A 24,870-nucleotide genomic window follows, 5' to 3' on the forward strand; every position below is an offset into this window, starting at 1 on the left:
CGTCGGGTAGCGACTTTGCCCGCGCGGATGTCGGCGCGGCGCGAACGCGGCGCGCCCGCAGCCGCAGGCGTTCAGGTTGGCGCCCCACAACGAAATCGCCCCGGGGCGACGAGGCGCACCGGGGCGATCGGAGTGTCGTGGAGCGCCGGCTGGCGCGCCGGACGGCTCAGTCGATGTCGAGGAACGAGCGCAGCTGCTCCGAGCGGCTCGGGTGGCGCAGCTTGCGCAGCGCCTTGGCCTCGATCTGGCGGATGCGCTCGCGGGTGACGTCGAACTGCTTGCCGACTTCCTCGAGGGTGTGGTCGGTGTTCATGTCGATGCCGAAGCGCATGCGCAGCACCTTGGCCTCGCGCGGGGTCAGCCCGGCCAGCACGTCGCGCACGGTCTCGGACAGGTTGATGTTAGTGGTGGCCTCGATCGGGGACTCGACGTTGGTGTCCTCGATGAAGTCGCCCAGGTGCGAGTCCTCGTCGTCGCCGATCGGGGTCTCCATGGAGATCGGCTCCTTGGCGATCTTCATCACCTTGCGGATCTTGTCCTCGGGCATGTCCATTTCCTTGGCCAGCTCCTCCGGCGTGGCCTCGCGGCCGTACTGCTGGAGCATCTGGCGGGAAATGCGGTTGAGCTTGTTGATCGTCTCGATCATGTGCACCGGGATGCGGATGGTGCGCGCCTGGTCGGCGATCGAGCGGGTGATCGCCTGGCGGATCCACCAGGTGGCGTAGGTCGAGAACTTGTAGCCGCGGCGGTATTCGAACTTGTCCACCGCCTTCATCAGGCCGATGTTGCCTTCCTGGATCAGGTCGAGGAACTGCAGGCCGCGGTTGGTGTACTTCTTGGCGATGGAGATCACCAGGCGCAGGTTGGCCTCGACCATCTCCTTCTTGGCCTTGCGCGCCTTGGCCTCGCCATAGGCCATCGCGCGGTTGATCTCGCGCAGGTCGGCCAGGGTGACCATCATCGCCTTCTCCACCGCGAGGGTGGCTTCCTGCTCGGCGATGATCTGGTCCTTGACCTCGCGCATGCCGCTCGACCACTTCTGCTTGCGCTTGAGCACCTCGTCCACCCAGCCCAGGTTGGTCTGGTTGCCTTCCCAGGCGCGGATGAAGTCCTTGCGCGGCATCTTGGCCACGCGCGTGGACAGGTCGAGGATGCGGCGCTCGTGGTCCTTCACCTGGCCCACCACGTCGCGCAGCTTGCGCACCAGGGTGTCGGTCAGCGGCAGCGGCAGCTTGAAGGTGGTGAAGATCTCGGCCATTTCCTCGCGCAGCTTCAGCACCGGCTTGGCTTCGGCGCCGGACTTGGCGTAGGTCTTCTGGAACTTGGTGTAGAGCGCGGCCAGCGCCTCCATGCGGCGCGCGACCTCGGCCGGATCGGGTCCGGTCGGCCCCGCCTCCTCGGCTTCGCCGTCGTCGGCCTCGTCCTCATCCTCGGCTTCCGCATCGTCCGCGGCCGGGGCGTCGTCGGCCTCGGCGGCCGGCGCCTCCGGCGCGGGCTCCTCCAGGTCGTTGAAGCCCACCACCAGCTCGGCCAGGCGCTTCTTGCCGGCCTTGTGCAGTTCGTAGTCCTCGAGCAGCAGCTGCACCGACCAGGGGAAGCTGGCCAGCGAGGACAGCATCTGGTTCAGGCCTTCCTCGATGCGCTTGGCGATGGCGATCTCGCCTTCGCGGGTCAGCAGCTCGACCGTGCCCATCTCGCGCATGTACATGCGCACCGGGTCGGTGGTGCGGCCGCCCTCGGCGTCGAGCGCGGTCAGCGTGGCCGCCGCCTCCTCGGCCGCGGTGTCGTCGACCTCGCGGTTGCCGGTGGAGTCGCCGGTGAGCAGCAGCGATTCGACATCGGGTGCGATCTCGTGCACCTCGATGCCCATGCCGTTGATCATGCCGATGATGTCCTCGATCTGCTCCGGATCGACGAGGTCGTCGGGCAGGTGGTCGTTGACTTCGGCGTAGGTCAGGTAGCCCTGCTCCAAGCCCTTGGAGATCAGGAGCTTGATGTCGGACTGCTCGGCTGGACGTTCGTTCGCCATGAGGCGCGCACCGGGGAGAAAAGTGAACCCGTAATTATACCATCGCCGCCCCCTCGGGTCCTCCGCGGGTGGCCTGGAGCCCGTCCATCAGGGACCGGGCTGCAGCACAGATGGGGACGGATCCTGCGGATTCCAGCTCGCGGGCCGCCCTCCGAGGCCCCCGAGCAGCCGGAAGCGCCGGATCAGGCGCGCAGCAGGAAGGTGACCGGCCCGTCGTTGACCAGGGCGACCGCCATGTTGGCACCGAAGCGGCCGGTTTCCACCGGGCCGACGTGACGCGCGCGGCATTCAGCCAGCAGACGGTCGAAGACCGCCCGGGCCTCGTCTGGCGGCGCGGCGGTGCTGAAGCCGGGGCGCATGCCCGAGCGGGTGTCGGCCGCCAGCGTGAACTGGCTGACCAGCAGCAGGCCGCCGCCGGTGTCCGACAACGAACGGTTCATCCGCCCCTCCCCGTCTCCGAAGACCCGGTAGCCCAGCAGGCGATCGGTCATCCGCGCCAGCTGCGCCTCGCCATCGCCCGGCTCGATGCCCACCAGCGCCAGCAGCCCGGGCCCGATGCGGCCGACGACCTCGTCTTCGACACGGACGCTGGCTTCGCTGACGCGCTGGATGAGGGCAAGCATGGGCGGGCGCGGGGTTCCGGGGCGCGTGGGGCGTCAAGCCTAATGGTTCGGCATTCCGCGCGCATGGGTGGATCTGCCGCGACACGCGGATGCCCTGCTGCGCGCACGACGCCTGCTGCAGCCGCGGGTGTGGATGTCCGTCGTCGAGGGCTGCGGCGCATGGCGACGCGCCGCCGACCAAGGCCCAGCCGGGGCGCCCGCCCGCCGCGCCGGGCGACTGCTGCCAGCGCGCCCGGCCCTGTGCGCATAGCGCGATGCGGCGCGGCCGTCAGGGCCCCGCGCCCCGGGTTGCGGTCCGCGCTCGCTACACTTGCGCGCATGACCGACCTCCTGGCCCGGCTCCTGTATGCGCTCGCCGCCGTGATCGGCCGGCTGCCCTGGCCCGCCCTGCAGCGCCTGGGCGACGCGCTGGCGTGGCTGTGGCTGCGCACCGGCGCGCGGGAGAGCCGGGTGGCGCTGCGCAACCTGGAACTGGCCTACCCCGACCTGCTGCCGGCCCAGCGCGAGGACTGGCGCCACCGCATCCTGCGTTCGACCGGCCTGCAGACCCTGCAGACCCTCCGGATGTGGACCCGCCCGCATGCCGAGAACCTGGGCCTGATCGCCGAGATCCACGGCGAGGCGCTGTTCGACGACGCGCTGACAGCGGGCCGCGGGCTGATCGTGGCCGCGCCGCATTTCGGTAACTGGGAACTGCTCAACCAGTGGCTGGCGGCGAAGACGCCGCTGGCGATCCTCTACAAGCCGCCGGAATCGGCCATCGGCGAGGCCTTCCTGCGCCGCGTGCGCGCCGACACGCAGGCCGACCGCGTCACCCAGGTGCGGGCCGAAGGCGCGGGCGTGCGCCAGCTGTACAAGCGCCTGCAGGCCGGCGGCGTGGTCGGCATCCTGCCCGACCAGCAGCCCAAGGGCGGCGACGGCGAATTCGCACCCTTCTTCGGCGTACAGGCCTCGACCATGACCCTGCTCGGCCGGCTCGCCTCGCGCAGCGGCGCCACGGTGCTGTTCGCCTGGTGCGAACGCATCGGCCCGGGCCCGGCGCATGCGCTGCGGATCATGGCCGCCTCGCCCGGTGTCGCGGCGGCCGACAGCCGGATCGCGACGGCCGCGCTCAATGCCGATGTCGAGCGCATCGCCCGACGCGATCCGGCCCAGTACCAGTGGACCTACAAGCGCTTCAAGGCGCAGCCGCCCGGCGCCGCGACCTCCAATCCCTACGCCGATCTGGAAGGCGGATGAGCGCGCCGGACACTGCCCCGGACCTACCAGGTCCCGCGGACGACGACGCGGGCTGGCAGCCGCTGCCGTCGCGCGCCCGCTGGCTGTTCGTGCTGGGCAGCGCCTTCGGCAACGGCCTGCTGGCGCTGGTCCTGCTCGTCCCGATCGGGCTGCTGGTCGCGGAAGCATGGCGCCTGCCCCTGGCGCTGGCGGTGCTGGTCGCCCTGCCGGCGTTCGGCGCCTGGGCCGGTCAGCGGCGCTACGCCTGGACCCGCTGGCGCCTCGATGGCGATGGCTATGCGCTGCGGCGCGGCCGCCTGTGGCGCCAGGAAACCCTCGTTCCCGGGTCGCGGGTGCAACACCTGGACCTGCGCCACGGCCCGATCGAGCGCCGCTTCGGCCTGTCCACGCTCGTGATCCACACCGCCGGCACCCGCAGCAACGCGGTGGCCACGGCCGGGCTCGATGCCGCCGACGCGGAGCGGCTGCGCGACCGGCTGGCGCGCTGGATCGAGACCGATGACGACGAGCCCTGATCCCGCGCTCCAGGCCTCGCCGGCCGACCGGCGCCTGCATCCGTGGTCCTGGCTGTTCGTGCTGCTCGGCTCGCTGCGGCAGTTCCTGGTACCGCTGCTGGTGCTGCTGGTGTTCGGCGGCCGCCGCGACGAGGGCTACCAGCTGGCCGCCGCCGGCGTGGCGGTGCTGGTGCTGGCGGCGGTGTCGGTCTGGCGCTATTTCACCTACCGCTTCCGGATCGAGGGCGACAGCCTGGTGATCCGCAGCGGCCTGCTCGAACGCAGTCTGCGGCAGGTGCCGTTCTCGCGCATCCACAACGTCGAGTTGCGGCAGAGCCTGCTGCATCGCCTGTTCGACGTGGCCGAGGTCAAGCTCGAATCGGCCGGCGGCACCCGGCCCGAAGCGCAGATGCGGGTGCTGCAGCTCGGCGATGCGCTGGCGCTGGAACAGCTGATCCGCCAGCGCGCGCATGGCGTGGAGGCGACAGCCGACGCCGCGCCCGCCGACAGCGGGCACCTGCTGCTGGCGCTGCCGCTGCCGGAGCTGGTGCGCCTGGGGCTGGTCTCCAATCGCGGCATGGTGGTGGTGGGCGCGGCATTCGCGCTGGCCTGGCAGGCCTTGCCGGAGAACACGATCAAGCAGGGCTTCGACCGGATCCGCGGCGAGCTGTCGGGCTATGCCGCCCATCTCGATGGCGGCTGGACCTCGACGGCGCTCGCGCTCGCCGGGGTGCTGCTGCTGGCCCTGGCGCTGCTGCGGCTGTTCTCGGTCCTGCTGGCGATCGTGCGCTACCACGGCTTCGAGCTGCGCGAGCACGGCCGCCGGCTGACGGTCGAGCGCGGACTGTTCTCGCGCGTGCGCAGCAGCGTCTCGCGCCGCCGCATCCAGGCCTGGACCCTGCGTGAAGGCTGGCTGCACCGGCGCTTCGCGCGCCGCTCGCTGTCGATCGATACCGCAGGCGTGCAGGGCGACGACGGCCAGGGCCAACCGCGCGAGGCGCCCGAGCTGGCCCCCATCGCCACGCCCGCGGCCTGCGATGCGCTGCTGGTCCGGTTGCTCGACGGCGGCCTCTGGCCACCGGAAGGCTGGCGCCCGCTGCACCCCCGCGCCTGGCAGCGGCTGCTGCTGGGCGATGCGGTGTTCGCCACCCTGCTCAGCGCCGGACTGTGCTGGTACGGCGGCGCCTTGGGGCTGCTGGGCCTGCTCTGGCTGCCCTGGGGCTGGTGGCTGGCGCTTCGGCACGCGCGCTTTGCCGGCTACCACGTCGACCGTCGCCTGGTGGCCGTACGCGAGGGCTGGTGGGCGCGCCACTGGCGCTTCGCCGAGATCGACAAGCTGCAGTCCCTGCAATTGCGCCAGTCGCCGCTCGACCGCCGTTTCGGCATGGCCTCGATATGGCTCGATACGGCAGGCGCCAGTGGCCTGGCGCCGCCTTTGCGCATCCGCTACCTGCCGCTGGCCGAGGCGCGCGCCCTGCACCACAGCCTCGGACGCGAAGTGGCGCGGCGGCCGTTGCGCTGGTAGCGAGCCTCAGCCGCGCAGCGGCGGCTGGGCGGCAAGTTCGAGGAACAACGCCTCGTAGCGCGCATTCATGTGCTCGCGCCCGTATTCGCGCAGCGCCAGCGCGCGCGCGGCCGCACCCAGGCGCGTGGCCAGCGCGTCGTCGCGCAGCAGGCGCTCGAGCGCATCGGCCAGCGCGACCGGATCCGACCCGGGCACCAGCAGGCCGTCCACGCCGTCCGCGATTACCTCGCGCACACCGGGAACCGCGCTGCCCACCACCGCGCAGCCGGCCGCCATGCCTTCGATCAGGGCCAGCGGCATGCCTTCGTAGCGGGTGCTGAGTACCGCGATGCGATGGGTCTGGAGCAGTTCCGGCACGTTGCGCGCCACGCCCAGGAAACGCACCTGGTCCTGCAGGCCCAGTTCGGCCGCCAGACGTTCGACCGGCGCGCGATGCAGGGCCTTGCCGCCGCCGGCCAGCAGCAGCGGTGGGCGCAGTCCGCGCTCGGCGAGCAGGGCCAGGGCACGCAGCAGGCTGGCGTGGTCCTTCTGTCGCGAATAGCGCGCGACCATGACGATGCCCGGAACGCGTGCGGCAAGCGGATGCGCGTCGGCCCCGGCGAAGGGATCGAGGCGGATGCCGTTGGGGATGGCGATGGTGCGCCCGGGCGGCATGCCCATGTCCAGCAGCACCTGGCGCACGCCTTCCGAGCAGCCCACGATGCGCGACGTGCGCGCGGCCAGCCAGCGCGTCTGCGCCAGGCGCCAGCGGGTGTAGCGCTCGCGGGTGTTGTGCTCCACGTGCACCAGGTGCGGCACCTTCGCCAGCAGCCCCGCGTAGCGCCCCCAGAGATGTTCGCTGAAGCCGTGCGCCACCAGCACGTCGGGCCGGAACTCGCGGCACAGCCGCACCAGGGCCTGGATGGTGGCCAGGTGCGTCCAGCCCGGCACCAGCCGCAGCGGGGTTCCGGCCGCGCGCAGTTCCGCGATCCGGGCTGGATCGCCGCGCCGCTTGCGGCGCAGCACCAGCAAGGGTTCCACCCGCCCGCCCGCCATGCCGGCATTCACCAGCTGGATCGCGACCTGGGTCGCGCCGCCGGAGAATCCGCCAGTGACGAGATGGAGCACGCGCGGGCGGGCCTGGGTCATGACGAGTGATTCACGCGAGGGGGTTCATACGATAGCGCCAGCGCACCCCCGCGTATCCGCCGCGCCATGGCTCTGCTCTGCACAGGCTGCCTCCTGCTTGCCTTCGCCGCAGCGATGTCGCTGGCGTGGTGGCTGCGGCGGCCGGTCGAATCGGCGCCGTGCCGGCCACGCGTCTGGCTGATCGAAGGCGGCGGGCCGGTGCGGGGCGGAGCGACGATCCCGCGCACGCTGTGGTCGTACTGGCACGAGGATCGCGTGCCCCTGGTGGTGCGCCGCTGTCTGGACAACTGGCGACGCCACTGCCCTGGCTGGGAAATCCGGCTCATCGTCGGCGACGACCTGTTGCGCCATGTCGAGGCCGACGACCTCCCGCCCGACTTCGAACGGCTGACACCGGCGCGGCGCTCGGACTGGCTGCGGCTGTATCTGCTCTCGCGCCACGGCGGCGTCTGGATCGACGCGAGCACTATCCTCACCGAATCGCTCGACTGGCTCGTGGAGGCGCAGGCCGACAGCGGCGCGCAATACCTGGGCTTCTACCTGGAGGGATTCTGCGTGCCCGGCGGCACGCCGGTGCTCGACAGCTGGTGCATGGCCGCGCCGCCGGGCATGCCCTTCCTCGTCGACTGGCATGCGGAGCTGGCCAGGGCCCTCGCCGTCGGCGACGAGGCCTATCTCGAGGCCCTGCGCCGCCAGGGCCGCTACCAGCGTCTGGTCAAACGCATTTCCAGGCCGGGCTACCTGATCGTCCACGTCTGCGCCCAGGTGGTGCTGGACACGGGCCGTGCCTACCGCCTGCAGCTGTGGCGGGCCGAGGACACGGCGTACTTCCTGCAGCAGATCTCGCACTGGCGACGCTTCCGCCTGTACCGGCGCCTGCTCGCCCATCCCGCGCCGGCGCGACCCCCGCGCCTGATCAAGCTGCGCGGCGGGGAGCGCAGGAAGCTCGAAGGCTATGTCGCCCACCACCTCTACCGCGAAGGCAGCATCGTCGCCCGTTACCTGCCCTAGCCGCGCCTCACTGGGCCCGGTGCAGCCAGCCGCGCCGCGCGAGGCTGCGCTCGGCGCGCCAAGCGCGCAGCCACCAGCCACGCGCGCGGTACTCGGCCAGCACCGCAGGCATGCCCTGCGGGAACACGGCCGCGATGGCGTCGCGGCAGTCGCGCACCAGCGCCTCGTCCTCGGGCAGCTTGCGCGCCAGCGAGGCGAAGGTACGCAGGCAGAAGTATTCCAGCGCCAGGCGCGTGCGCGCCGAGATGCCGCCGGGCAGGGCCAGCAGCCCGGCGTGGAACTCGCGCAGCGATTGCAGCAGGTCGCGCGACTTGGCCGGCGTCATCCGCGCCAGGATGCTGTCGCCGCGCTGGCGGTAACCCACCCAGGGGCGTGCGGCGTGGGTCCAGCTGCGCACGGCACCGGCGAGTTGCGGGATCACCGCGATGTCCTCGAAATACCGCCCTTCGGGGAACCGCGCCGCGCGCCAGGCCGACAGGGTCGCGATCTTCGACCAGGTATGCAGCTGACGGGTCTCCAACAGTCCGGTCAGCAGGACGTCCCGATCGTGCGAGATACCTGCGGCTGCCCCGTCGAACGAACGCCGGTGCCAGCCGCGGCGCAGCCGCTGACTGAGGCCGGAGCGCTCGCCGAACAGCGCGTAGTCGCACAACACCAGGTCGGGTGCATCGCGCTCGACCAGCGCGCGCAGCCCGTCGATCGCCCCCGGACGCAGCACATCGTCCGAGTCCAGGAACCAGACGTAGCGCCCGCACGCCTGCTCCAGCAGGCTGTTGCGCGCCGCGGACAGGCCGCGGTTGCCCTCGTGCGTGAAGCTGCGGACGCGGCCAGGGTGCGCGTCCTGCACCCGACGCACGACCTGCATGGAGCCATCCGGTGATGCATCGTCGAGCACCAGGATCTCGACGCCGGCATCGGCCTGGGCCAGCACCGACTCGAGGCAGTCGCGGATATAGGGTTCGACGTTGTAGACAGGCACCAGCACGCTCAACCAGGGCGGGTTCGCAGATGGCGACATCGAGCGTTCCGGAGCGTCGGGAAAGACCGGCGCGAGTCTACAGCGGCGGCGCCCCGCACACGACCTGCGGTCTTATCCGGTCTTGCGCAGCGCGGCGTAGAAGAAGCCGTCCATCCCGTACTCGCCGGGCAGCCGCTGGCGGCCGGCGCCCGCAACGTGGCCGTACGCCGGGTCGAGCCCGACGGCCACGGCATCGGGCGTGCGGGCGAGGAAGGTCTCGACCTGCTGCCCGTTCTCCGCACGCAGGATCGAACAGGTGGCGTACAGCAGGGTGCCGCCAGCGGCGAGCAGCGGCCACAGCGCATCGAGCAGGCGCGCCTGCAGGATGGCCAACGCCTCCAGATCGCCGGGCCGCCGGTGCAGCAGCACATCGGGCTGGCGACGCACGATGCCGGTCGCCGAACACGGCGCGTCGAGCAGGATCGCGTCGAACAACTCGCCATCCCACCATGTCGCAGGCGCGGTGGCATCGGCCGCGAGCAGGCGCGCGTGGCGGCCTACCCCCAGCCGCTCGAACGTGTCGCGGACGCGGCGCAGGCGTCGTTCGTCGACATCGAGGGCGGTCAGCTGCAGCGTCGGATCGCGTTCGAGCAGGTGCGCGGACTTGCCGCCCGGGGCCGCGCAGGCATCGAGCACGCGGCGACCGGCCACAACGCCGGCGAGCGGCGCCAGCACATCGGCCACGCGCTGCGCGGCTGCGTCCTGCACCGAGGCATCGCCTTCGGCGAAGCCGGGCAGCGTGATCGGCGAGACAGGCGCATCGATGCGCAGCGCATCGGGCAGGTCCTCGGCCACCGTGGCCGCCACCCCGGCCTCCTGCAGCCGCGCCGCATAGTCCTCGCGCCGGCTACGCCCGCGGTTTACCCGCAGCCAGGTCGGTGCCGGCGCTGCGCTGGCGTCGAAGATCGCGACAGCCGCCTCCGGCCAGTCGGTCTGCACCCGCTCGCGCAGCCAGGCCGGCCAGGCGGCTGCGGCCTCGCCCGCCGGCAGCCCCTCGCGCTGGGCACGCCGCAGCAGCGCGTTGACCATGCCGGCCTGGTGGCTGCGGCCCAGGGCGCGGGCGGCGTCGACGGTCGCGTCCAGGGCCGCATGCGCCGGCAGGGCCAGCGGATCTAGCTGGGCGAAGCCCACATGCAGCAGCGCACGCAGCGGAGCGTCCCGCCGCGCCAGCGGTCGCGGCATCCAGGCCGCCATCGCCGCGTCGTAGCGTGCGCGTCCGCGCAGTGCGGCAAAGGCGATCGCCTCGACCAGGGCGCGGTCGCGCGGGTCGGCCAGCGTCGGCAACACTTCCGCCAGCATCGTCCTGAGCGAGCGGCCCTGGCGCAGGACCGCGTCGAGCAACTCGATGGCCCGCAGGCGCACGGCGACGCCGGGCGCCAGCGCGCCCTGGGCTGGTCCCGGCCCACCGCGCCGACGCTTCATGCGCCAGGCCCGCGCGCGGCGTCCGCCGCGCGCATCGCCAGTTCGCGACGCGCGTTGAGGTAGTCGGCGGCCGTGATCACCTTGCCGCCCGGGCGCTGCAGCGAACGGATGCGCAGCGCACCGTCCCCGCAGGCGATGTCGATCCCGTCGCGCCGGGCCACCAGGACCGTGCCCGGCGCGGCGCGATGCGCCAGCCCGAGCGCGACCGCGCCGTGGATGCGCACCGCTTCGCCGGCCACCTCGCCCTCGGCCACCGGCCACGGCGAATACGCCCGCACCTTGCGCGCCAGCGTTGCGGCCGGCTGCCGCCAGTCCAGGCGCGCCTCGGCTTTTTCGAGCTTGTGGGCATAGGTCACGCCCTGCTCGGGCTGCGCCACTGGCGCGGGGCGCACGCCGGCGCGCAGCAGGGTGAGCCCGTCACCCAGCACCTGCGCGCCGAGGTCCGCCAGGCGCGCATGCAGCTGCCCGGCGGTTTCGTCCGCGCCGATCCGAGTGGCCTGGGACAGCAACACCGGGCCGGTATCCAGGCCCTGCTCCATCTGCATCAGGCAGACGCCGGTTTCGGCATCGCCGGCTTCGATCGCGCGCTGGATCGGCGCCGCGCCACGCCAGCGCGGCAACAGCGAGGCATGCACGTTCCAGCAGCCGTGGGACGGAATCGCCAGCACCTTGGGCGGCAGCAGCAGCCCGTAGGCCACCACGACCATCAGGTCCGGCTGCAGCGCGCGCAGGGCCTTGCGCGATTCCACGCTGCGCAGGGTTTCGGGCTGCAGCACCGGCAGGCCCAGCCGCTGCGCCTCGAGCTTGACCGGCGAGGCGGCCAGTCCCCGCCCGCGTCCGGCGGGACGGTCGGGCTGGGTATAGACCGCGACCACCTCGCCACGGGCGGCCGCCACGCGCAGCGAGGGGACCGCGAAATCGGGCGTGCCGGCGAAGACGATGCGCATGGATGAAGAGCCGGGATTCGGGATTGGGGATTCGGATTGGGAATAGCGGGAGCGGGGGGGCGGGAGAATCCCGCCGTACCGCGCCCCCCGCTCGCGGATCGCTAATCCCGGCCTTTCCGCAGTTTCTCGAGCTTCTTGATCGCGCGGTCGCGCTTGAGCGGCGAGAGGTAGTCGATGAAGAGCTTGCCGTCGAGATGGTCGATCTCGTGCTGCACGCAGGTGGCGAGCAGGCCATCCACGCGCAGCTCGAAGGGCTTGCCGTGCCGGTCGAGCGCATCCACCACGATGCCGTCGGCACGGGTGACGTCGGCATAGATGCCGGGGATCGACAGGCAGCCTTCCTGGTGCGCACGCAGTTCGGGCGAGCGCTCGCGGACGGTCGGATTGACGAACACCAGCGGCTGCTCGCGCCCCTCGGTGACGTCGATGACCATGAAGCGCTGGTGGGTGTCGATCTGTGTCGCCGCCAGCCCGATGCCCGGCGCCTCGTACATGGTCTGGAACATGTCGTCGAGCAGGCGCTGGAAAAGCGGATCCTCCAACTGCGCGGGGTCGACCGGGCGGGCCACGGTCCGGAGCCGGGGGTGGGGATATTCGAGGATCGGGAGCAGGGCCATGGCGGAAAGGTGGCGGCGGTCACAACCGCACGGAACGGCTGGCCATTGTAGCGCCCTGCGGCTTGCAACCGGCCGCCCCTTTCAGGCTATAGTGCGGCCGCTGCACGGGGAAATCTTCAAGGGGAGCAATTAGATGGCCCGTATGCTTCAGCGCCTTTCTCAGGGGCTCCGCACGACGTGCGTGGTCGCCTTGATGACGGTGGCCACCTACGCGACCGCGCAGACCATGCGCGGCGATCATCCCGATACGTATGTCGTGCAGCGTGGGGATACGCTGTGGGACATCGCGGGCCGGTTCCTGCAGCGGCCGTGGCTGTGGCCGGAAATCTGGCAGGCCAACCCGCAGATCCACAATCCGCACCTGATCTATCCGGGCGATGTCATCAGCCTGGCCTACCTCAACCGCGTGACCGCGACCGAGGGCCCGCGCGAAGCGACGGCGCAGCCGATCAATGCGATCCCGCTGTCGGACGTGGAGGCCTTCCTCAAGGACCTGCGCGTGGTCGACGGATTCGAGCACCTGCCCTACGTGGTCGGGCTCGAGGAAGACCGCCTGCGCGCGACCCAGGGCCAGGTGGCCTACATCCGCGGCCTGGAAGGGGCGAGTGCCGGCCAGCGCTATGCGGTGGTGCGTCCGACCGTGCGCTATACCCACCTGGACCGCAGCGGCCTGTGCTGCGACCTGTTCCACAAGGACGACCTGGATTTCCGCGGCAAGCGCATCGCCGACTTCCAGCAGTTCTGGACCAACGTGATCACCCCGGACAAGGGCCAGGAACTGCTCGGCTACGAGTTGCAGCGGGTCAACGTCGGCACGATCACCCGTGGCGAGGTCGGCGGCATCCAGGCCAGCACCCTGCTGTTGGACGAGACCGGTCGCGAAGTCCGCATCGGCGACCGCCTGATCCCGGTCGACGCCCAGCCCTACGACCTGCAGTTCTTCCCGCACGCCCCGTCCCAGCAGCTCGAATACGGCCGTGCCCGCGTGCTGGCGGTGGCCGACGCGCTGTCGCACGGCGGTCCGCGGGACGTGATCGCGCTGTCGGTGGGCGCGCGCGAGGGTGTGGACAACGGCACCGTGTTCTCGCTGTGGCGCGAGGGCACCAACACCGTCGACCGCGTCGAGAAGGGCCCGGACCGAGACGCCGACACCGTGTTCTACGAGAACAAGGTGCGCCTGCCGGACGAGTTCGCCGGCCACGCGATGGTGTTCCGCACCTACGACAAGGTCAGCTACGCGCTGGTGATGGACAGCATCAAGCCCACCCGCGTCGGCTACCACCTCAAGCACCCCGACGCGCCCTACTGACGGCGCGGGGTTTTCCGACAGGACACAGCGACGGCGCCGGAAGGCGCCGTCGTCGTCTGCGCGGCACGCTGCCGGCATGACGACCGACGACCTCGCCCTGCTGCGCCTGATCGACTGTGGCGGCGCCAGCGCGCCGCGCCGCAGGCTGCTGGAGCGGCATGCCGGGCCGGCCGCGGCCCTCGCCGCAGGCCCGCACGCCTGGCGCGACGCTGGCCTCGATCAGGCCCAGGTGCGCGCCCTGGACCGGGACGACGCCCCCGCCGCCCAGGTCCAATGGCTGGCGGATCCGCGCCATCGCCTGCTCGGCTGGCACGATCCTGACTACCCGGCCCTGCTGCGCCGCATGGCCAGCCCGCCGCTGGCGCTGTTCGTGGCCGGCGATGCCGGCCTGCTCTGGCATCCGGCCGTCGCGGTGGTCGGCACCCGCGCGCCCACCGCGGCGGGCCGCGACCAGGCCCGGGACTTCACCCGCGCCTTCGCCGGCGCCGGCCTGGCGGTCTGCAGCGGCCTGGCCGCGGGCATCGATACGGTGGCCCACCAGACCGCGCTGGATGCCGACGGCATCACCGTGGCGGTGCTGGGCAGCGGTATCGACGTTCCCTACCCGCGCTCCAATGCCGGACTGCACCGGGCCATCGTCGCGCGCGGCGTCGTGCTGAGCGAGCATCCGCCCGGAACCGGCGCCCGCCGCGAGCACTTCCCGGCCCGCAACCGGATCATCGCTGGCCTGGCCCTTGGCACGCTGGTGGTGGAGGCCGCGCAGCGCTCGGGGGCGCTGATCACCGCGCGCCTGGCCGCCGAGGCCGGGCGCGAGGTGTTCGCGCTGCCCGGCTCGATCCGCAACCCGATGGCGCGCGGCTGCCACCGCCTGCTGCGCGAGGGCGCCACGCTGGTGGAACGGCCGGGCGAGGTCGCCGCCGCCCTCGCGCCGGTGGCCGCCAGCCTGGCCGACGCCTTGCGCCAGCGCCTGCACGCCCCCATCCAGGGATCCGCGGCGCCCCTCCCGGAGTCCGTGAGCAGCCAGGGCCCGGAGGATCCGGACTACCAGCGCTTGTGGTCGGCCCTGTGTCACGACCCAAGCCCTATGGATGAACTGCTGGAGCGCACTGGATTGACGACCGCCAAGGCGTCGTCCATGCTCCTGCTCATGGAGCTGGATGGGCGGGTCGTGCACGAGCACGGCCGTTATTCCCGAAAGTCATGACATTTCGCGCCCTCGGGCGCAGGCCGGGGGGAAATGAAAGAGAGCATCCTGGACGTCCTGCTCTATCTGTTCGAACACTATTTCAGTGAGGACGCGGACCTGGTCCGCGACCGCGACTCGCTCCAGGCCGGCCTGCTCGAGGCCGGATTCAGCCCGGCGGAAATCAGCAAGGCCTTCGACTGGCTCGACGCGCTGGCCCAGCAGCGGCCCGGTGCCGGCACCGGCCGCGCCGACGGTCCGGTCCGGGTCTACTTCGGGCCGGAGCTCGACAAGCTCGATGTCGACTGCCGCGGCTTCCTGCTGTTCCTGGAACAGCACGGCGTCCTCGATGCCGGCCAGCGCGAGCTGGTGCTGGACCGGGCCATGGCCCTGGACCAGGACGAGCTGGACCTGGACGACCTGAAGTGGGTGGTGCTGATGGTGCTGTTCAACCAGCCGGGCATGGAGGCGGCCTACGCCTGGATGGAAACCCAGATGTTCGCCGACGAACCCGAGCCGGTGCACTGACGCCGCGCTGATACCCGGATGATCCCGCCCGTCCCCGGCGTCGGCCCACCGCCGCTGCCGCCACCGCCCGCACGTCCGCGGCCGGCGCCAGCGCCGCGCCAGGGCATGCACGGCTGCCTGATCGCCCTGCTGGTCGCGGGCGGGCTGGCGATTCCGGTGGCCGCGATCCTGGTCGCGATCGCGATGCCTGCCTACAACGATTACCTGGCGCGCTCGCAGATCGTCGCTGCGCTGGCCGAAACCGCGCCAGTGAAGGTCAGGCTGGGGGAATTCGTCGCGCAGCACGGCCGCTGTCCGCTTGCCGACGAGCCCGGCTTCGGTGCCGCGCACGCGCCAGGCCAGGCCCACGCCGGCGTCGCCTTCATCGCCACGGACTCCGGCTGCGCGATGGCGATCGCGCTGCCCGACACCCGTGGCGGGCCGCTGCAGGGCAAGCGACTGTGGCTGGAGCGCGAGGAGGATGGCAGCTGGCGCTGCGGTTCCGATGCCGAAGACCGGTACCTGCCCGCCGACTGCCGGGGCTGAGGCGCAGCGTCGCGGGGGCGGCGCCGAACACAAGCAACACAGGGGAAAACACGATGTCGAACTGGTATTACGCCGATGCCGACCACGCGCGCCAGGGGCCGGTCGACGCCGCCAGCCTGGTGCGCCTGCGGCTGCAGGGCAGGCTGGGCTGGGACACGCTGGTATGGCGCGACGGCATGGCCGACTGGCAACCGATGCGCGACTTCGCCGCCGAGCTGGCACAGGCCGACGACCGGGCGCCGCCGCTGCCGACATCCCCAACGGCCGATCCCGTGGCCGCGGCGGGAGCGGCCGCCGCGGTCGACCCGGCATCGCCCTATGCCCCGCCGGTGGCGGCCGTCAGCGCGAGCGGGGCCGTGGTCGCCGGGGGCGAGGTCGTCCACGCCGGATTCTGGAAGCGCTTCGCCGCCATGGTGATCGACGGCCTGGTCACGGCCGTGGCGTCGTGGGCCATCCAGATTCCGCTGCTGCTGATGGCCGGCGCCGCCGGCGCGATGGGCGGGGACCTGTTCGGCACCGGCGGTTCGCTGGCGATCGTGCTGCTGTCCTACGGCGTGGGCCTGCTGGTGCCGCTGCTGTATTTCGCCTGGATGCACTCGGCGCCGGGCCAGGCCTCGCTGGGCAAACTGGCGGTCGGGATCAAGGTCTGCCGCGGCAATGGCGAGCGGATCAGCTTCGCGCGCGCGTTCTGGCGCTATGCGGCCTACTTCGCCACGGTGGTGTTCAGCTTCGGCCTCGGCGGCCTGGTATCGGCGCTGACGACCGGCCTGGCCGAACGCAGGCAGGCGCTGCACGACATGATCTGCGACACCCTCGTGGTGGACCGCTGGGCCTTCACCGACCGGCCGGACCTGCAGCGGCGGGAGCTGGGAACCGTGGCCTGGGTCATACTGGTCATCGGCCTGGTTCTGCTGGGCCTGCTGCTGCTGGGAATCGTGGCCGCGATCGCAATTCCGGCCATGACGGGCTGAGCGGCGGCGGCCGGCCGGGCGCGGCTTGCTTGACACCGCCATGGGCGGCGTGATTCCACTATAAATAGCGCCGTCCCCGGACGGCATCGTCTCCTGCGCCCGGGACCTCCCGGGCGTCGTGTTCTTCACATCCCGAACGGCGCGGCCGACAGGCCCGCCCGGAACCCGCACCCGATGCCCAAGCACCTGCTCATCGTCGAATCGCCGGCCAAGGCCAAGACGATCAACAAGTACCTCGGCAAGGACTTCCAGGTCCTTGCCTCGTACGGCCACGTCCGCGATCTGGTGCCGAAGGAGGGGGCCGTCGACCCGGAGGACGGCTTCCGCATGCGCTACGAGCTGATCGAACGCAACGAGAAGCACGTCGAGGCGATCGCCAAAGCCGCCCGCGCCGCCGACGGCATCTGGCTGGCGACCGACCCGGACCGCGAGGGCGAGGCGATCAGCTGGCACATCGCCGAGATCCTGCGCGAGCGCGGCCTGCTCGAGGGCAAGGACCTGCAGCGCGTGGTGTTCACCGAGATCACCCCGCGCGCGATCAAGGAAGCGATGAACCAGCCGCGTCGCATCGCCGACGAACTGGTCGACGCCCAGCAGGCGCGGCGCGCGCTCGACTACCTGGTCGGCTTCAACCTCTCGCCGGTGCTGTGGCGCAAGATCAAGGCGGGCCTGTCCGCCGGCCGCGTGCAGTCGCCGGCGCTGCGCATGATCGTCGAGCGCGAGGAGGAGATCGAGGCGTTCAAGGCGCGCGAGTACTGGACGATCGAGGCCGACTGCGCGCATCCCTCCCAGCCCTTCGGCGCCAAGCTGGTCAAGCTGGACGGGCAGAAGTTCGAGCAGTTCACCATCACCGACGGCGACACCGCCGAGGACGCGCGGGCGCGCATCGCCGCCGCGGCGCAGGGTTCGCTGCACGTCACCGACGTGGCCAGCAAGGAACGCAAGCGCCGGCCGTCGCCGCCGTTCACCACATCGACCCTGCAGCAGGAGGCCGCGCGCAAGCTCGGCTTCACCACCCGCCGCACCATGCAGGTGGCGCAGAAGCTGTACGAGGGCGTGGCCATCGGCGAGGAAGGCACGGTCGGCCTGATCACCTACATGCGTACCGACTCGGTGAACCTGTCGCAGGACGCGCTGGGCGAGATCCGCGACGTGATCGCGCGCGACTTCGGCACCGCATCGGTGCCGGACAAGCCCAACGTCTACCAGACCAAGTCCAAGAACGCGCAGGAGGCGCACGAGGCGGTGCGGCCGACCTCCGCGCTGCGCACGCCGGCGCAGGTGGCCCGCTACCTGTCCGACGACGAGCGCCGGCTGTACGAACTGGTGTGGAAGCGCGCGGTCGCCTCGCAGATGATCCCGGCCACGCTCAATACCGTGACCGTCGACCTCGCTGCCGGCGCCGAGCACGGCTTCCGCGCCTCCGGCACCACGGTGGTCGTGCCCGGCTTCCTGGCGGTGTACGAGGAAGGCAAGGACAGCAAGGGCAAGGAGGACGAGGACGAGGGCCGCAAGCTGCCGGCGATGAAGCTCGGCGACCGCATCCCGCTCGATCGCATCCACGCCGACCAGCACTTCACCCAGCCGCCGCCGCGCTACACCGAAGCCTCGCTGGTCAAGGCGCTGGAGGAGTACGGCATCGGCCGCCCCTCGACCTACGCCTCGATCATCCAGACCCTCACCGGCAAGCAGTACGCGGTGCTGGAAGGTCGCGCGTTCAAGCCCACCGACGTGGGCCGCGCGGTGTCCAAGTTCCTCAGCAACCACTTCAGCAAGTACGTCGACTACGACTTCACCGCCAACCTCGAGGACGAACTCGATGCGGTCAGCCGCGGCGAGGAGGAATGGATCCCGCTGATGGAGAAGTTCTGGGGCCCGTTCAAGGAACAGGTCGACGAGAAGAAGGCCACGCTCGACAAGGCCGATGCCGGCAGCATCCGCGTGCTCGGCGACGATCCCGAGAGCGGGCGCCCGGTCAGCGCGCGCATCGGCAGGTTCGGCCCCCTGGTGCAGATCGGCACCGTCGAGGACGAGGAGAAGCCGCGCTTCGCCTCGCTGCGCCCGGGCCAGAGCATCTATTCGATCAGCCTGGAGGAGGCGCTGGAGCTGTTCCAGCTGCCGCGCGCGCTCGGCCAGAGCAACGGCGAGGACGTGAGCGTGGGCATCGGCCGCTTCGGTCCCTTCGCCCGCCGCGGCAGCACCTATGCATCGCTGACCAAGGAAGACGATCCGTACAAGATCGACCTGGCGCGCGCGGTGTTCCTGATCGAGCAGAAGGAGGAGATCGCGCGCAACCGCGTGATCAAGGAATTCGAGGGCAGCGACATCCAGGTGCTCAACGGGCGCTTCGGCCCGTACATCAGCGACGGCCGGCTCAACGGCAAGATCCCGAAGGACCGCGAGCCGGCGTCGCTGACGCTCGAGGAAGTGACGCGCCTGCTCGAGGAAACCGGCAAGCCGGCGCGGCGCGGTTTCGGTGCGAAGAAGGCGCCGGCAAAGAAGGCCGCGGCGAAAAAGGCGCCCGCCAAGAAGGCGACGAAGAAGGCTGCGACCAGGAAAACGGCGGCCAGAAGCGCCGCCCGGCCCTATTCCTCGGACCTGGAGGAAGCCAAACCCCTGGTCACTGCCGCCAAGTTCGAACCCGGCAAGAAGCGCGTGGTGAAGAAGGCCGACGACGCGCCGTTCTGAATCGCGCAGGGCGCAGGCGACCGCTGAATCGGCGCCTGCCGCCGCCACCCGACTGCGATTCACGCCAGCGAAGCGTCGCGCGCAGGGGCGGCCGCGCCGGGGTTGTTACCTGTGGGAGTGCGCTTGCGCGCAAAAAAATGTTCGCGACCAAGGTCGCTCCGACACGCAGGGAGAGGCGGTCTGCGACCACGGTCCGGGCCCCGCCCCAACCGGAACGGTCCGGCGTAACGGCACACCGATCGCCCACCACCGCGATTGGTATTCGCCCGGCATATCCCTAAGCTTGCCGGCATGCCCCCGTCCGCTTCCGCTTCCGTCCAGGACGCCATCGCCATCGTGCGACGCGGCGGCGTGATCGCCTATCCGACGGAAGGTGTCTGGGGCCTGGGTTGCGACCCCTTCGACGAGGCGGCGGTGATGCGCCTGCTCGCGCTCAAGCAGCGCGAGGTCGAGAAAGGTCTGATCCTGGTCGCGGCCGAACCGGCCCAGCTCGACGGGCTGGTCGACTGGAGCCGCCTTGCGCTGCCCACGCGTCGCGACGTGCTCGCATCCTGGCCCGGCCCCCACACCTGGGTCATGCCGGTCGCCGCGCGCGTTCCGCGGTGGATCACCGGTGCGCACGACGGGGTGGCGGTGCGGGTCAGCGCGCACCCGGTCGTCGTCGCACTGTGCAATGCGTACGACGGCGCGCTGGTCTCCACCAGCGCCAATGTCGCCACGCACCCGGCGCCCCGCACACGCCAGGAACTCGATGCGGCGATCGCCGCGGGCGTGGACGCGATCGTTGCCGGGGAAACCTCCGGACTGGCCCAGGCGACCGCGATCCAGGACGCACGGGACCGACGCAAAATCCGCTAGAAAACAAGGGCTTTTCCGCCGCTTCCTGTTGCAGCGGAAACCATCACGGCGCCGGCGTTGCCGCGCCGCACCAATTGTGTTTTATTCGGATCACGTGGCTGCGCCGCCGGGTCGTCACCGCCAGGGTGACGCGCCGGTTTCCCCACGCACACCCGTCCCTCCCACCACGACGACACGACGATGCGGGCACACCCGGATCGGGGCCTCCACGACCCCGCAAGCGAACACGACAGCTGTGGTTTCGGCCTGATCGCCAGGATCGAGGGCGAACCGGAACGGGCGGTCGTGGACATCGCGCTGGAGGCGCTCTCGCGCATGGCGCATCGCGGCGGCGTCGCCGCCGACGGCCTGTCGGGCGACGGCTGCGGCGTGCTGATCCATGGTGCCGAACGGTTCGTGCGCGTGCTGGCGCGGGACGCGGGGCTGCCCCTGCATGCCGGAACGGTTGCCGCCGGCATGGTGTTCCTGCCGCACGGGGCCACCGACGCCGCCCACTGCCGCGACACGCTCGCCGCGCAACTCGGGCGCGAGGGCGTGCGCGTGGCCGGCTGGCGCGAGGTGCCGCTGGACATGGCCGCCTGCGGCAAGCTCGCGCGCCAGACCGTGCCGCGGATCGAGCAGGTCTTTATCGAGGCCGACGAGGCCGAGCTCGACGCGCTCGAGCGAGCGCTCTATCTCGCCCGCCGGCGCACCGAGGAAGCGCTGTCCGCGCTGCCCGACTTCTACGTGGTGGGGCTGTCGCCGCGCCTGCTCGGCTACAAGGGCATGGTCCTGCCCAGCCACCTGCGCCAGCTGTTCCCCGACCTCTCGCATCCGGACCTGGCCGCGCGCGCGGTGGTCTTCCACCAGCGCTTCTCCACCAACACCCTGCCGCGCTGGCCGCTGGCGCATCCGTTCCGCCGCCTGGCGCACAACGGCGAGATCAACAGCATCGAGGGCAACCGGCGCTGGGCGCAGGCGCGCAAGGGCGTGTGGCGTTCGCCGCTGATCGACGTGTCGGAGTTCTCGTCGAGCGTGACCATGCATGGCTCGGATTCGCAGTCGCTCGACAACATGCTCGAGTGGCTGCTGCTCGGCGGCATGGACCTGCCGCAGGCGATGCGCATCCTGATCCCGCCGGCGACGCAGTCGCTGGAGTACAAGGACGCGGACCTCTCGGCGTTCTACGAGTACTACTCGATCAATTCCGAGCCCTGGGACGGCCCGGCGGGCGTGGTGATGTGCGACGGCCGCTATGCGGCCTGCACGCTCGACCGCAACGGCCTGCGCCCGGCGCGCTGGACCCTGTCGAAGGACGGCGTGTTCGTGATCGCGTCCGAAGCCGGCGTGTGGGACCTGCCGCCCGACCAGGTGCAGGCCAAGGGCAAGCTCGGCCCGGGCGAGATGATCGCCGTCGACCTGGAGGGCGGACGCCTGCTCGACAGCGACGCGATCGACGACATCAACCGCGCGCGCGCGCCGTACAAACAGTGGCTCAAGCGCGGCATGCGCTGGCTGCACACCGAACTGATCGATCCGGCGCTGACCGACGCGCCGTTCACGCCGGAAATGCTGCTGGCGTTCCAGAAGCTGTTCCAGCTCTCGCGCGAAGAGCAGGAGGCGGTACTGCGCCCACTCGCCGAGACCGAGCAGGAAGGCATCGGCTCGATGGGCGACGACGTGCCCATGGCCGCGATCAGCCAGCGCGTACGCCCGCTCTACGACTGCTTCCGCCAGGCCTTCGCGCAGGTGACCAACCCGCCGATCGACCCGATCCGCGAGGACTGCGTGATGTCGCTGTCCACGCAGATCGGGCGCGAGGGCAACCTGTTCCTCGACCAGGCCGAGAACGTCGACCACGTGATGCTCAACTCGCCGGTGCTGTCGCAGCGCAAGCTGCACCAGCTGCTGGCGCTGGAGCGCTTCGCGTCGCGCCATCGCTACATCGACCTGTACTTCGACCGGCGCGCCGGCCTGCGCGCGGCGATCGCCCGCATCTGCGCCGAGGCCGAGGCGGCGGTGCGCGAGGGCGTGGAGCTGCTGATCCTCAGCGACCGCCGCCCGCGCCACGGCCACGCCGCCGTGCACGCCCTGCTGGCCACCGGCGCGGTACACCTGCACCTGGTGCGCCTGGGCCTGCGCTGCGACGCCAATCTCATCGTCGAGACCGGCACCGCGCGCGACCCGCACCACTTCGCCTGCCTGATCGGCTTCGGCGCCACGGCCATCTATCCCTACCTGGCCTACCAGAGCCTGGCGGCGCTCGCGCGGCGCGGGCTGCTCGGCGGCAAGACCAGCAACGAGCCCAGCCAGTTCGGGCGCAGCTACCGCCGCGGGGTCAAGAAGGGCCTGCTCAAGATCCTGTCGAAGATGGGCATCGGCAGCATCGCCAGCTACCGCGGCGCGCAGCTGTTCGAGATCGTCGGCCTCGACGAGGACGTGGTCTCGCTGTGCTTCGAGGGCACGCCGTCGCGCATCGGCGGCGCCGGCTTCGCGCGCCTGGAAGCCGACGCCTGGTCGCTGGCCGAACACGGCTGGGACGACAACGCCCTGCCCGAACCGGGCGGGCTGATGCGCTACGTGCACGGCGGCGAGTACCACCAGTACAACCCGGACGTGGTGACCAGCCTGCAGCGCGCGGTGCTCACCGGGACGCGCGAGGACTGGAAGGTCTATGCCGACCACGTCAACACGCGCCCGCCGGCGGCGCTGCGCGACCTGCTCGGCTTGCGCCCGCTCGGCGCGCCGCTGCCGCTGGACGAGGTCGAACCGGTGTCGTCGATCGTCAAGCGCTTCGACAGCGCGGCGATGAGCCTGGGGGCGCTGTCGCCCGAGGCGCACGAGGCGCTGGCGATCGCCATGAACCGCCTCGGCGGCCGCAGCAACTCGGGCGAAGGCGGCGAGGATCCGGCCCGCTACGGCACCGAGAAGCGCAGCAAGATCAAGCAGATCGCCTCGGGCCGCTTCGGCGTCACGCCCGAATACCTGATCAATGCCGAGGTGCTGCAGATCAAGGTGGCGCAGGGCGCCAAGCCGGGCGAAGGCGGGCAGCTGCCGGGCAGCAAGGTCAATCCGTTGATCGCGCGGCTGCGCTATGCGCGCCCGGGCATCGGCCTGATCTCGCCGCCGCCGCACCACGACATCTATTCGATCGAGGACCTGGCGCAGCTGATCTTCGACCTGCGCCAGGTCAATCCCGAGGCGCTGATCTCGGTCAAGCTGGTCTCGCACGCCGGCGTGGGCACGATCGCCGCGGGCGTGGTCAAGGCCGGCGCCGACCTGATCACCATCTCCGGCCACGACGGCGGCACCGGCGCCAGCCCGCTGGGCTCGATCCGCTACGCCGGCGTGCCCTGGGAGCTGGGCCTGTCCGAGGCGCGCCAGGCGCTGCAGGCCAACGAACTGCGCGAGCGCGTGCTGCTGCAGACCGACGGCGGGCTCAAGACCGGGCTGGACGTGGTCAAGGCGGCGATGCTGGGCGCCGACAGCTTCGGCTTCGGCACCGCGCCGATGATCGCGCTGGGCTGCAAGTACCTGCGCATCTGCCATCTCAACAACTGCGCCACCGGCGTCGCCACCCAGGACGAGCGCCTGCGTTCGGCGCACTTCACCGGCCTGCCGGAGCGCGTGGAGAATTTCTTCCGCAACGTGGCCGAGGACGTGCGCGAACTGCTGGCCTCGCTCGGCGCGCGCTCGCTGGACGAGATCACCGGCCGCACCGACCTGCTCGAGCAGCAGCTGCGCCACACCCGTGAGGACGTGGACATCGACCTGTCGCGGATGCTCGCGCGCGATCCCGGCCAGCCCGCCGCGTACTGCGGCGCGCCCGCGCTGCAGGCCCCGGCCGATGGCCTGGCCGCGCGCCTGGAGGCGGCGCTGACGGGCGCGATCGAGCGCGCGCAGGGCGGCGAGCATGTCGACACCATCCGCAACACCGACCGCAGCATCGGCACGCGCCTGTCGGGCCTGATCGCGCGCCACCACGGCAACACCGGCATGGCCGCGCGTCCGCTCACCCTGCGTCTGACCGGCAGCGCCGGGCAGAGCTTCGGCGCGTTCAACGCCGGCGGCCTGCGCCTGGAGCTGGAGGGCGAAGCCAACGACTACGTCGGCAAGGGCATGGCCGGTGGTCGCATCGTGCTCTCGCCGCCGCGCGGCAGCGCGTTCGAGTCGCGGCACGCGCCGATCCTCGGCAACACCTGCCTGTACGGCGCGACCGGTGGCGAACTCTACGCGGCTGGACGCGCGGGCGAGCGCTTCGCGGTGCGCAACTCCGGCGCGGTGGCGGTGGTCGAGGGCGCGGGCCACCACTGCTGCGAGTACATGACCGGCGGCACCGTGGTGGTGCTGGGCCGTACCGGCCTGAACTTCGGCGCCGGCTTCACCGGTGGCCTGGCCTATGTGCTGGACCTGGAGCGCGACTTCGTCGACCGCTACAACCACGAACTGATCGACATCGTGCGCATCTCGCCCGAGAGCTTCGACAACTACCGCCAGCACCTGACCGACCTGCTGCAGTCGCACGCCGACCTCACCGGCAGCGCCTGGAGCGCGCGCATCCTCGACGAGTTCCGCGATTTCGTCGGCAAGTTCTGGCTGGTCAAGCCCAAGGCCGCGAGCCTGGAAGCGTTGGCGCACGAACTGCGCAGGGCGGCGTGATGAGAGCCGGGATTTGGGATTCGGGATTCGGGATTGGGAAACGCGGAGGCGTGCCTCCCGACCCATGCGCGATGTCCGCGCGTGGCGTTCTTCCGATTTCCCATTCCCGATTCCCGA

The 24,870-nt window shown here is 71.2% G+C and carries 19 protein-coding genes; 12 read left to right on the forward strand and 7 right to left on the reverse strand.

The window, feature by feature from the left end; all coding sequences use genetic code 11:
* Positions 1 to 166: 166 nt before the first annotated feature.
* Positions 167 to 2,029, reverse strand: coding sequence for an RNA polymerase sigma factor RpoD (gene rpoD / locus ACQYVW_RS05635; RefSeq protein WP_434936008.1), 1,863 nt, complete (start codon positions 2,027 to 2,029; stop codon positions 167 to 169).
* 182 nt (positions 2,030 to 2,211) lie between these two features.
* A complete protein-coding gene (dtd, locus tag ACQYVW_RS05640) occupies positions 2,212 to 2,652 on the reverse strand; it encodes a D-aminoacyl-tRNA deacylase (RefSeq protein WP_434946316.1) in 441 nt (146 codons plus the stop codon).
* A gap of 318 nt (positions 2,653 to 2,970) precedes the next feature.
* Between dtd and ACQYVW_RS05645 the strand changes: the two genes are divergently transcribed.
* The 3 genes from ACQYVW_RS05645 to ACQYVW_RS05655 are packed head-to-tail and all read left to right on the forward strand — an operon-like array spanning position 2,971 to position 5,910.
* Positions 2,971 to 3,891 (forward strand): lauroyl acyltransferase, encoded by a 921-nt coding sequence (locus ACQYVW_RS05645; RefSeq protein WP_434946317.1) that lies wholly within the window; start codon positions 2,971 to 2,973, stop codon positions 3,889 to 3,891.
* A complete protein-coding gene (locus tag ACQYVW_RS05650; RefSeq protein ID WP_434946318.1) occupies positions 3,888 to 4,406 on the forward strand; it encodes a PH domain-containing protein in 519 nt (172 codons plus the stop codon). Before ACQYVW_RS05645 ends, ACQYVW_RS05650 begins: the two co-directional genes overlap by 4 nt.
* Positions 4,390 to 5,910, forward strand: a complete 1,521-nt coding sequence (locus ACQYVW_RS05655; RefSeq protein WP_434936339.1) for a PH domain-containing protein — start codon at positions 4,390 to 4,392, stop codon at positions 5,908 to 5,910. Before ACQYVW_RS05650 ends, ACQYVW_RS05655 begins: the two co-directional genes overlap by 17 nt.
* Before the next feature lie 6 nt (positions 5,911 to 5,916).
* On the opposite strand, the gene ACQYVW_RS05660 is transcribed toward ACQYVW_RS05655, so the two are convergent.
* On the reverse strand, positions 5,917 to 7,038 hold the full coding sequence (locus ACQYVW_RS05660; RefSeq protein WP_434946319.1) for a glycosyltransferase: 1,122 nt from the start codon (positions 7,036 to 7,038) through the stop codon (positions 5,917 to 5,919).
* A 66-nt stretch (positions 7,039 to 7,104) separates the two neighbouring features.
* Here ACQYVW_RS05660 and ACQYVW_RS05665 point away from each other — a divergent pair, with 66 nt between their 5' ends.
* Positions 7,105 to 8,049 carry a glycosyltransferase family 32 protein gene (locus ACQYVW_RS05665; protein ID WP_434936335.1) on the forward strand — a complete coding sequence of 315 codons (945 nt, stop codon included), beginning with the start codon at positions 7,105 to 7,107 and terminating at the stop codon, positions 8,047 to 8,049.
* A gap of 7 nt (positions 8,050 to 8,056) precedes the next feature.
* On the opposite strand, the gene ACQYVW_RS05670 is transcribed toward ACQYVW_RS05665, so the two are convergent.
* The 4 genes from ACQYVW_RS05670 to def form a co-directional block, all read right to left on the reverse strand.
* Entirely contained in the window at positions 8,057 to 9,067 is a 1,011-nt protein-coding gene (locus ACQYVW_RS05670; protein WP_434936333.1) for a glycosyltransferase family 2 protein, read from the reverse strand.
* A gap of 72 nt (positions 9,068 to 9,139) precedes the next feature.
* Entirely contained in the window at positions 9,140 to 10,489 is a 1,350-nt protein-coding gene (gene rsmB / locus ACQYVW_RS05675) for a 16S rRNA (cytosine(967)-C(5))-methyltransferase RsmB (protein ID WP_434946320.1), read from the reverse strand.
* Complete coding sequence (gene fmt, locus ACQYVW_RS05680; protein WP_434946321.1) at positions 10,486 to 11,436, reverse strand: methionyl-tRNA formyltransferase; 951 nt, start codon at positions 11,434 to 11,436, stop codon at positions 10,486 to 10,488. Before fmt ends, rsmB begins: the two co-directional genes overlap by 4 nt.
* A 101-nt stretch (positions 11,437 to 11,537) precedes the next feature.
* The gene (def, locus tag ACQYVW_RS05685; protein WP_434936752.1) at positions 11,538 to 12,053 is read right to left on the reverse strand and encodes a peptide deformylase; all 516 of its coding nucleotides are present in this window, start codon (positions 12,051 to 12,053) and stop codon (positions 11,538 to 11,540) included.
* 142 nt (positions 12,054 to 12,195) lie between these two features.
* Between def and ACQYVW_RS05690 the strand changes: the two genes are divergently transcribed.
* From ACQYVW_RS05690 to gltB, 8 genes are all read left to right on the forward strand, one after another.
* Positions 12,196 to 13,362, forward strand: coding sequence for a LysM peptidoglycan-binding domain-containing protein (locus ACQYVW_RS05690; RefSeq protein ID WP_434936754.1), 1,167 nt, complete (start codon positions 12,196 to 12,198; stop codon positions 13,360 to 13,362).
* Between the two features lie 76 nt (positions 13,363 to 13,438).
* Positions 13,439 to 14,566, forward strand: a complete 1,128-nt coding sequence (gene dprA, locus ACQYVW_RS05695) for a DNA-processing protein DprA (protein ID WP_434946322.1) — start codon at positions 13,439 to 13,441, stop codon at positions 14,564 to 14,566.
* A 33-nt stretch (positions 14,567 to 14,599) separates the two neighbouring features.
* On the forward strand, positions 14,600 to 15,073 hold the full coding sequence (locus ACQYVW_RS05700; protein ID WP_434933777.1) for a DUF494 family protein: 474 nt from the start codon (positions 14,600 to 14,602) through the stop codon (positions 15,071 to 15,073).
* A gap of 18 nt (positions 15,074 to 15,091) precedes the next feature.
* Positions 15,092 to 15,598 (forward strand): pilin, encoded by a 507-nt coding sequence (locus tag ACQYVW_RS05705; protein ID WP_434946323.1) that lies wholly within the window; start codon positions 15,092 to 15,094, stop codon positions 15,596 to 15,598.
* Positions 15,599 to 15,651: 53 nt separating this feature from the next.
* On the forward strand, positions 15,652 to 16,569 hold the full coding sequence (locus ACQYVW_RS05710; protein ID WP_434946324.1) for an RDD family protein: 918 nt from the start codon (positions 15,652 to 15,654) through the stop codon (positions 16,567 to 16,569).
* A gap of 174 nt (positions 16,570 to 16,743) precedes the next feature.
* Positions 16,744 to 19,257 (forward strand): DNA topoisomerase I, encoded by a 2,514-nt coding sequence (locus ACQYVW_RS05715; protein WP_434946325.1) that lies wholly within the window; start codon positions 16,744 to 16,746, stop codon positions 19,255 to 19,257.
* Between the two features lie 291 nt (positions 19,258 to 19,548).
* Entirely contained in the window at positions 19,549 to 20,115 is a 567-nt protein-coding gene (gene tsaC / locus ACQYVW_RS05720; RefSeq protein ID WP_434946855.1) for an L-threonylcarbamoyladenylate synthase type 1 TsaC, read from the forward strand.
* A 180-nt stretch (positions 20,116 to 20,295) separates the two neighbouring features.
* Positions 20,296 to 24,753 (forward strand): glutamate synthase large subunit, encoded by a 4,458-nt coding sequence (gene gltB, locus ACQYVW_RS05725; RefSeq protein WP_434946326.1) that lies wholly within the window; start codon positions 20,296 to 20,298, stop codon positions 24,751 to 24,753.
* The last annotated feature ends 117 nt before the right edge of the window (positions 24,754 to 24,870 follow it).

Origin of the sequence: Luteimonas campi (assembly GCF_051162505.1) — a bacterium.
GTDB lineage: Bacteria > Pseudomonadota > Gammaproteobacteria > Xanthomonadales > Xanthomonadaceae > Luteimonas.

Bases quoted from the DNA above. Each gene is read 5' to 3' on its own strand.
- rpoD (WP_434936008.1), bottom strand. From the start codon at position 2,029: ATGGCGAACGAACGTCCAGCCGAGCAGTCCGACATCAAGCTCCTGATC.
- dtd (WP_434946316.1), bottom strand. From the start codon at position 2,652: ATGCTTGCCCTCATCCAGCGCGTCAGCGAAGCCAGCGTCCGTGTCGAA.
- ACQYVW_RS05645 (WP_434946317.1), top strand. From the start codon at position 2,971: ATGACCGACCTCCTGGCCCGGCTCCTGTATGCGCTCGCCGCCGTGATC.
- ACQYVW_RS05650 (WP_434946318.1), top strand. From the start codon at position 3,888: ATGAGCGCGCCGGACACTGCCCCGGACCTACCAGGTCCCGCGGACGAC.
- ACQYVW_RS05655 (WP_434936339.1), top strand. From the start codon at position 4,390: ATGACGACGAGCCCTGATCCCGCGCTCCAGGCCTCGCCGGCCGACCGG.
- ACQYVW_RS05660 (WP_434946319.1), bottom strand. From the start codon at position 7,038: ATGACCCAGGCCCGCCCGCGCGTGCTCCATCTCGTCACTGGCGGATTC.
- ACQYVW_RS05665 (WP_434936335.1), top strand. From the start codon at position 7,105: ATGGCTCTGCTCTGCACAGGCTGCCTCCTGCTTGCCTTCGCCGCAGCG.
- ACQYVW_RS05670 (WP_434936333.1), bottom strand. From the start codon at position 9,067: ATGTCGCCATCTGCGAACCCGCCCTGGTTGAGCGTGCTGGTGCCTGTC.
- rsmB (WP_434946320.1), bottom strand. From the start codon at position 10,489: ATGAAGCGTCGGCGCGGTGGGCCGGGACCAGCCCAGGGCGCGCTGGCG.
- fmt (WP_434946321.1), bottom strand. From the start codon at position 11,436: ATGCGCATCGTCTTCGCCGGCACGCCCGATTTCGCGGTCCCCTCGCTG.
- def (WP_434936752.1), bottom strand. From the start codon at position 12,053: ATGGCCCTGCTCCCGATCCTCGAATATCCCCACCCCCGGCTCCGGACC.
- ACQYVW_RS05690 (WP_434936754.1), top strand. From the start codon at position 12,196: ATGCTTCAGCGCCTTTCTCAGGGGCTCCGCACGACGTGCGTGGTCGCC.
- dprA (WP_434946322.1), top strand. From the start codon at position 13,439: ATGACGACCGACGACCTCGCCCTGCTGCGCCTGATCGACTGTGGCGGC.
- ACQYVW_RS05700 (WP_434933777.1), top strand. From the start codon at position 14,600: ATGAAAGAGAGCATCCTGGACGTCCTGCTCTATCTGTTCGAACACTAT.
- ACQYVW_RS05705 (WP_434946323.1), top strand. From the start codon at position 15,092: ATGATCCCGCCCGTCCCCGGCGTCGGCCCACCGCCGCTGCCGCCACCG.
- ACQYVW_RS05710 (WP_434946324.1), top strand. From the start codon at position 15,652: ATGTCGAACTGGTATTACGCCGATGCCGACCACGCGCGCCAGGGGCCG.
- ACQYVW_RS05715 (WP_434946325.1), top strand. From the start codon at position 16,744: ATGCCCAAGCACCTGCTCATCGTCGAATCGCCGGCCAAGGCCAAGACG.
- tsaC (WP_434946855.1), top strand. From the start codon at position 19,549: ATGCCCCCGTCCGCTTCCGCTTCCGTCCAGGACGCCATCGCCATCGTG.
- gltB (WP_434946326.1), top strand. From the start codon at position 20,296: ATGCGGGCACACCCGGATCGGGGCCTCCACGACCCCGCAAGCGAACAC.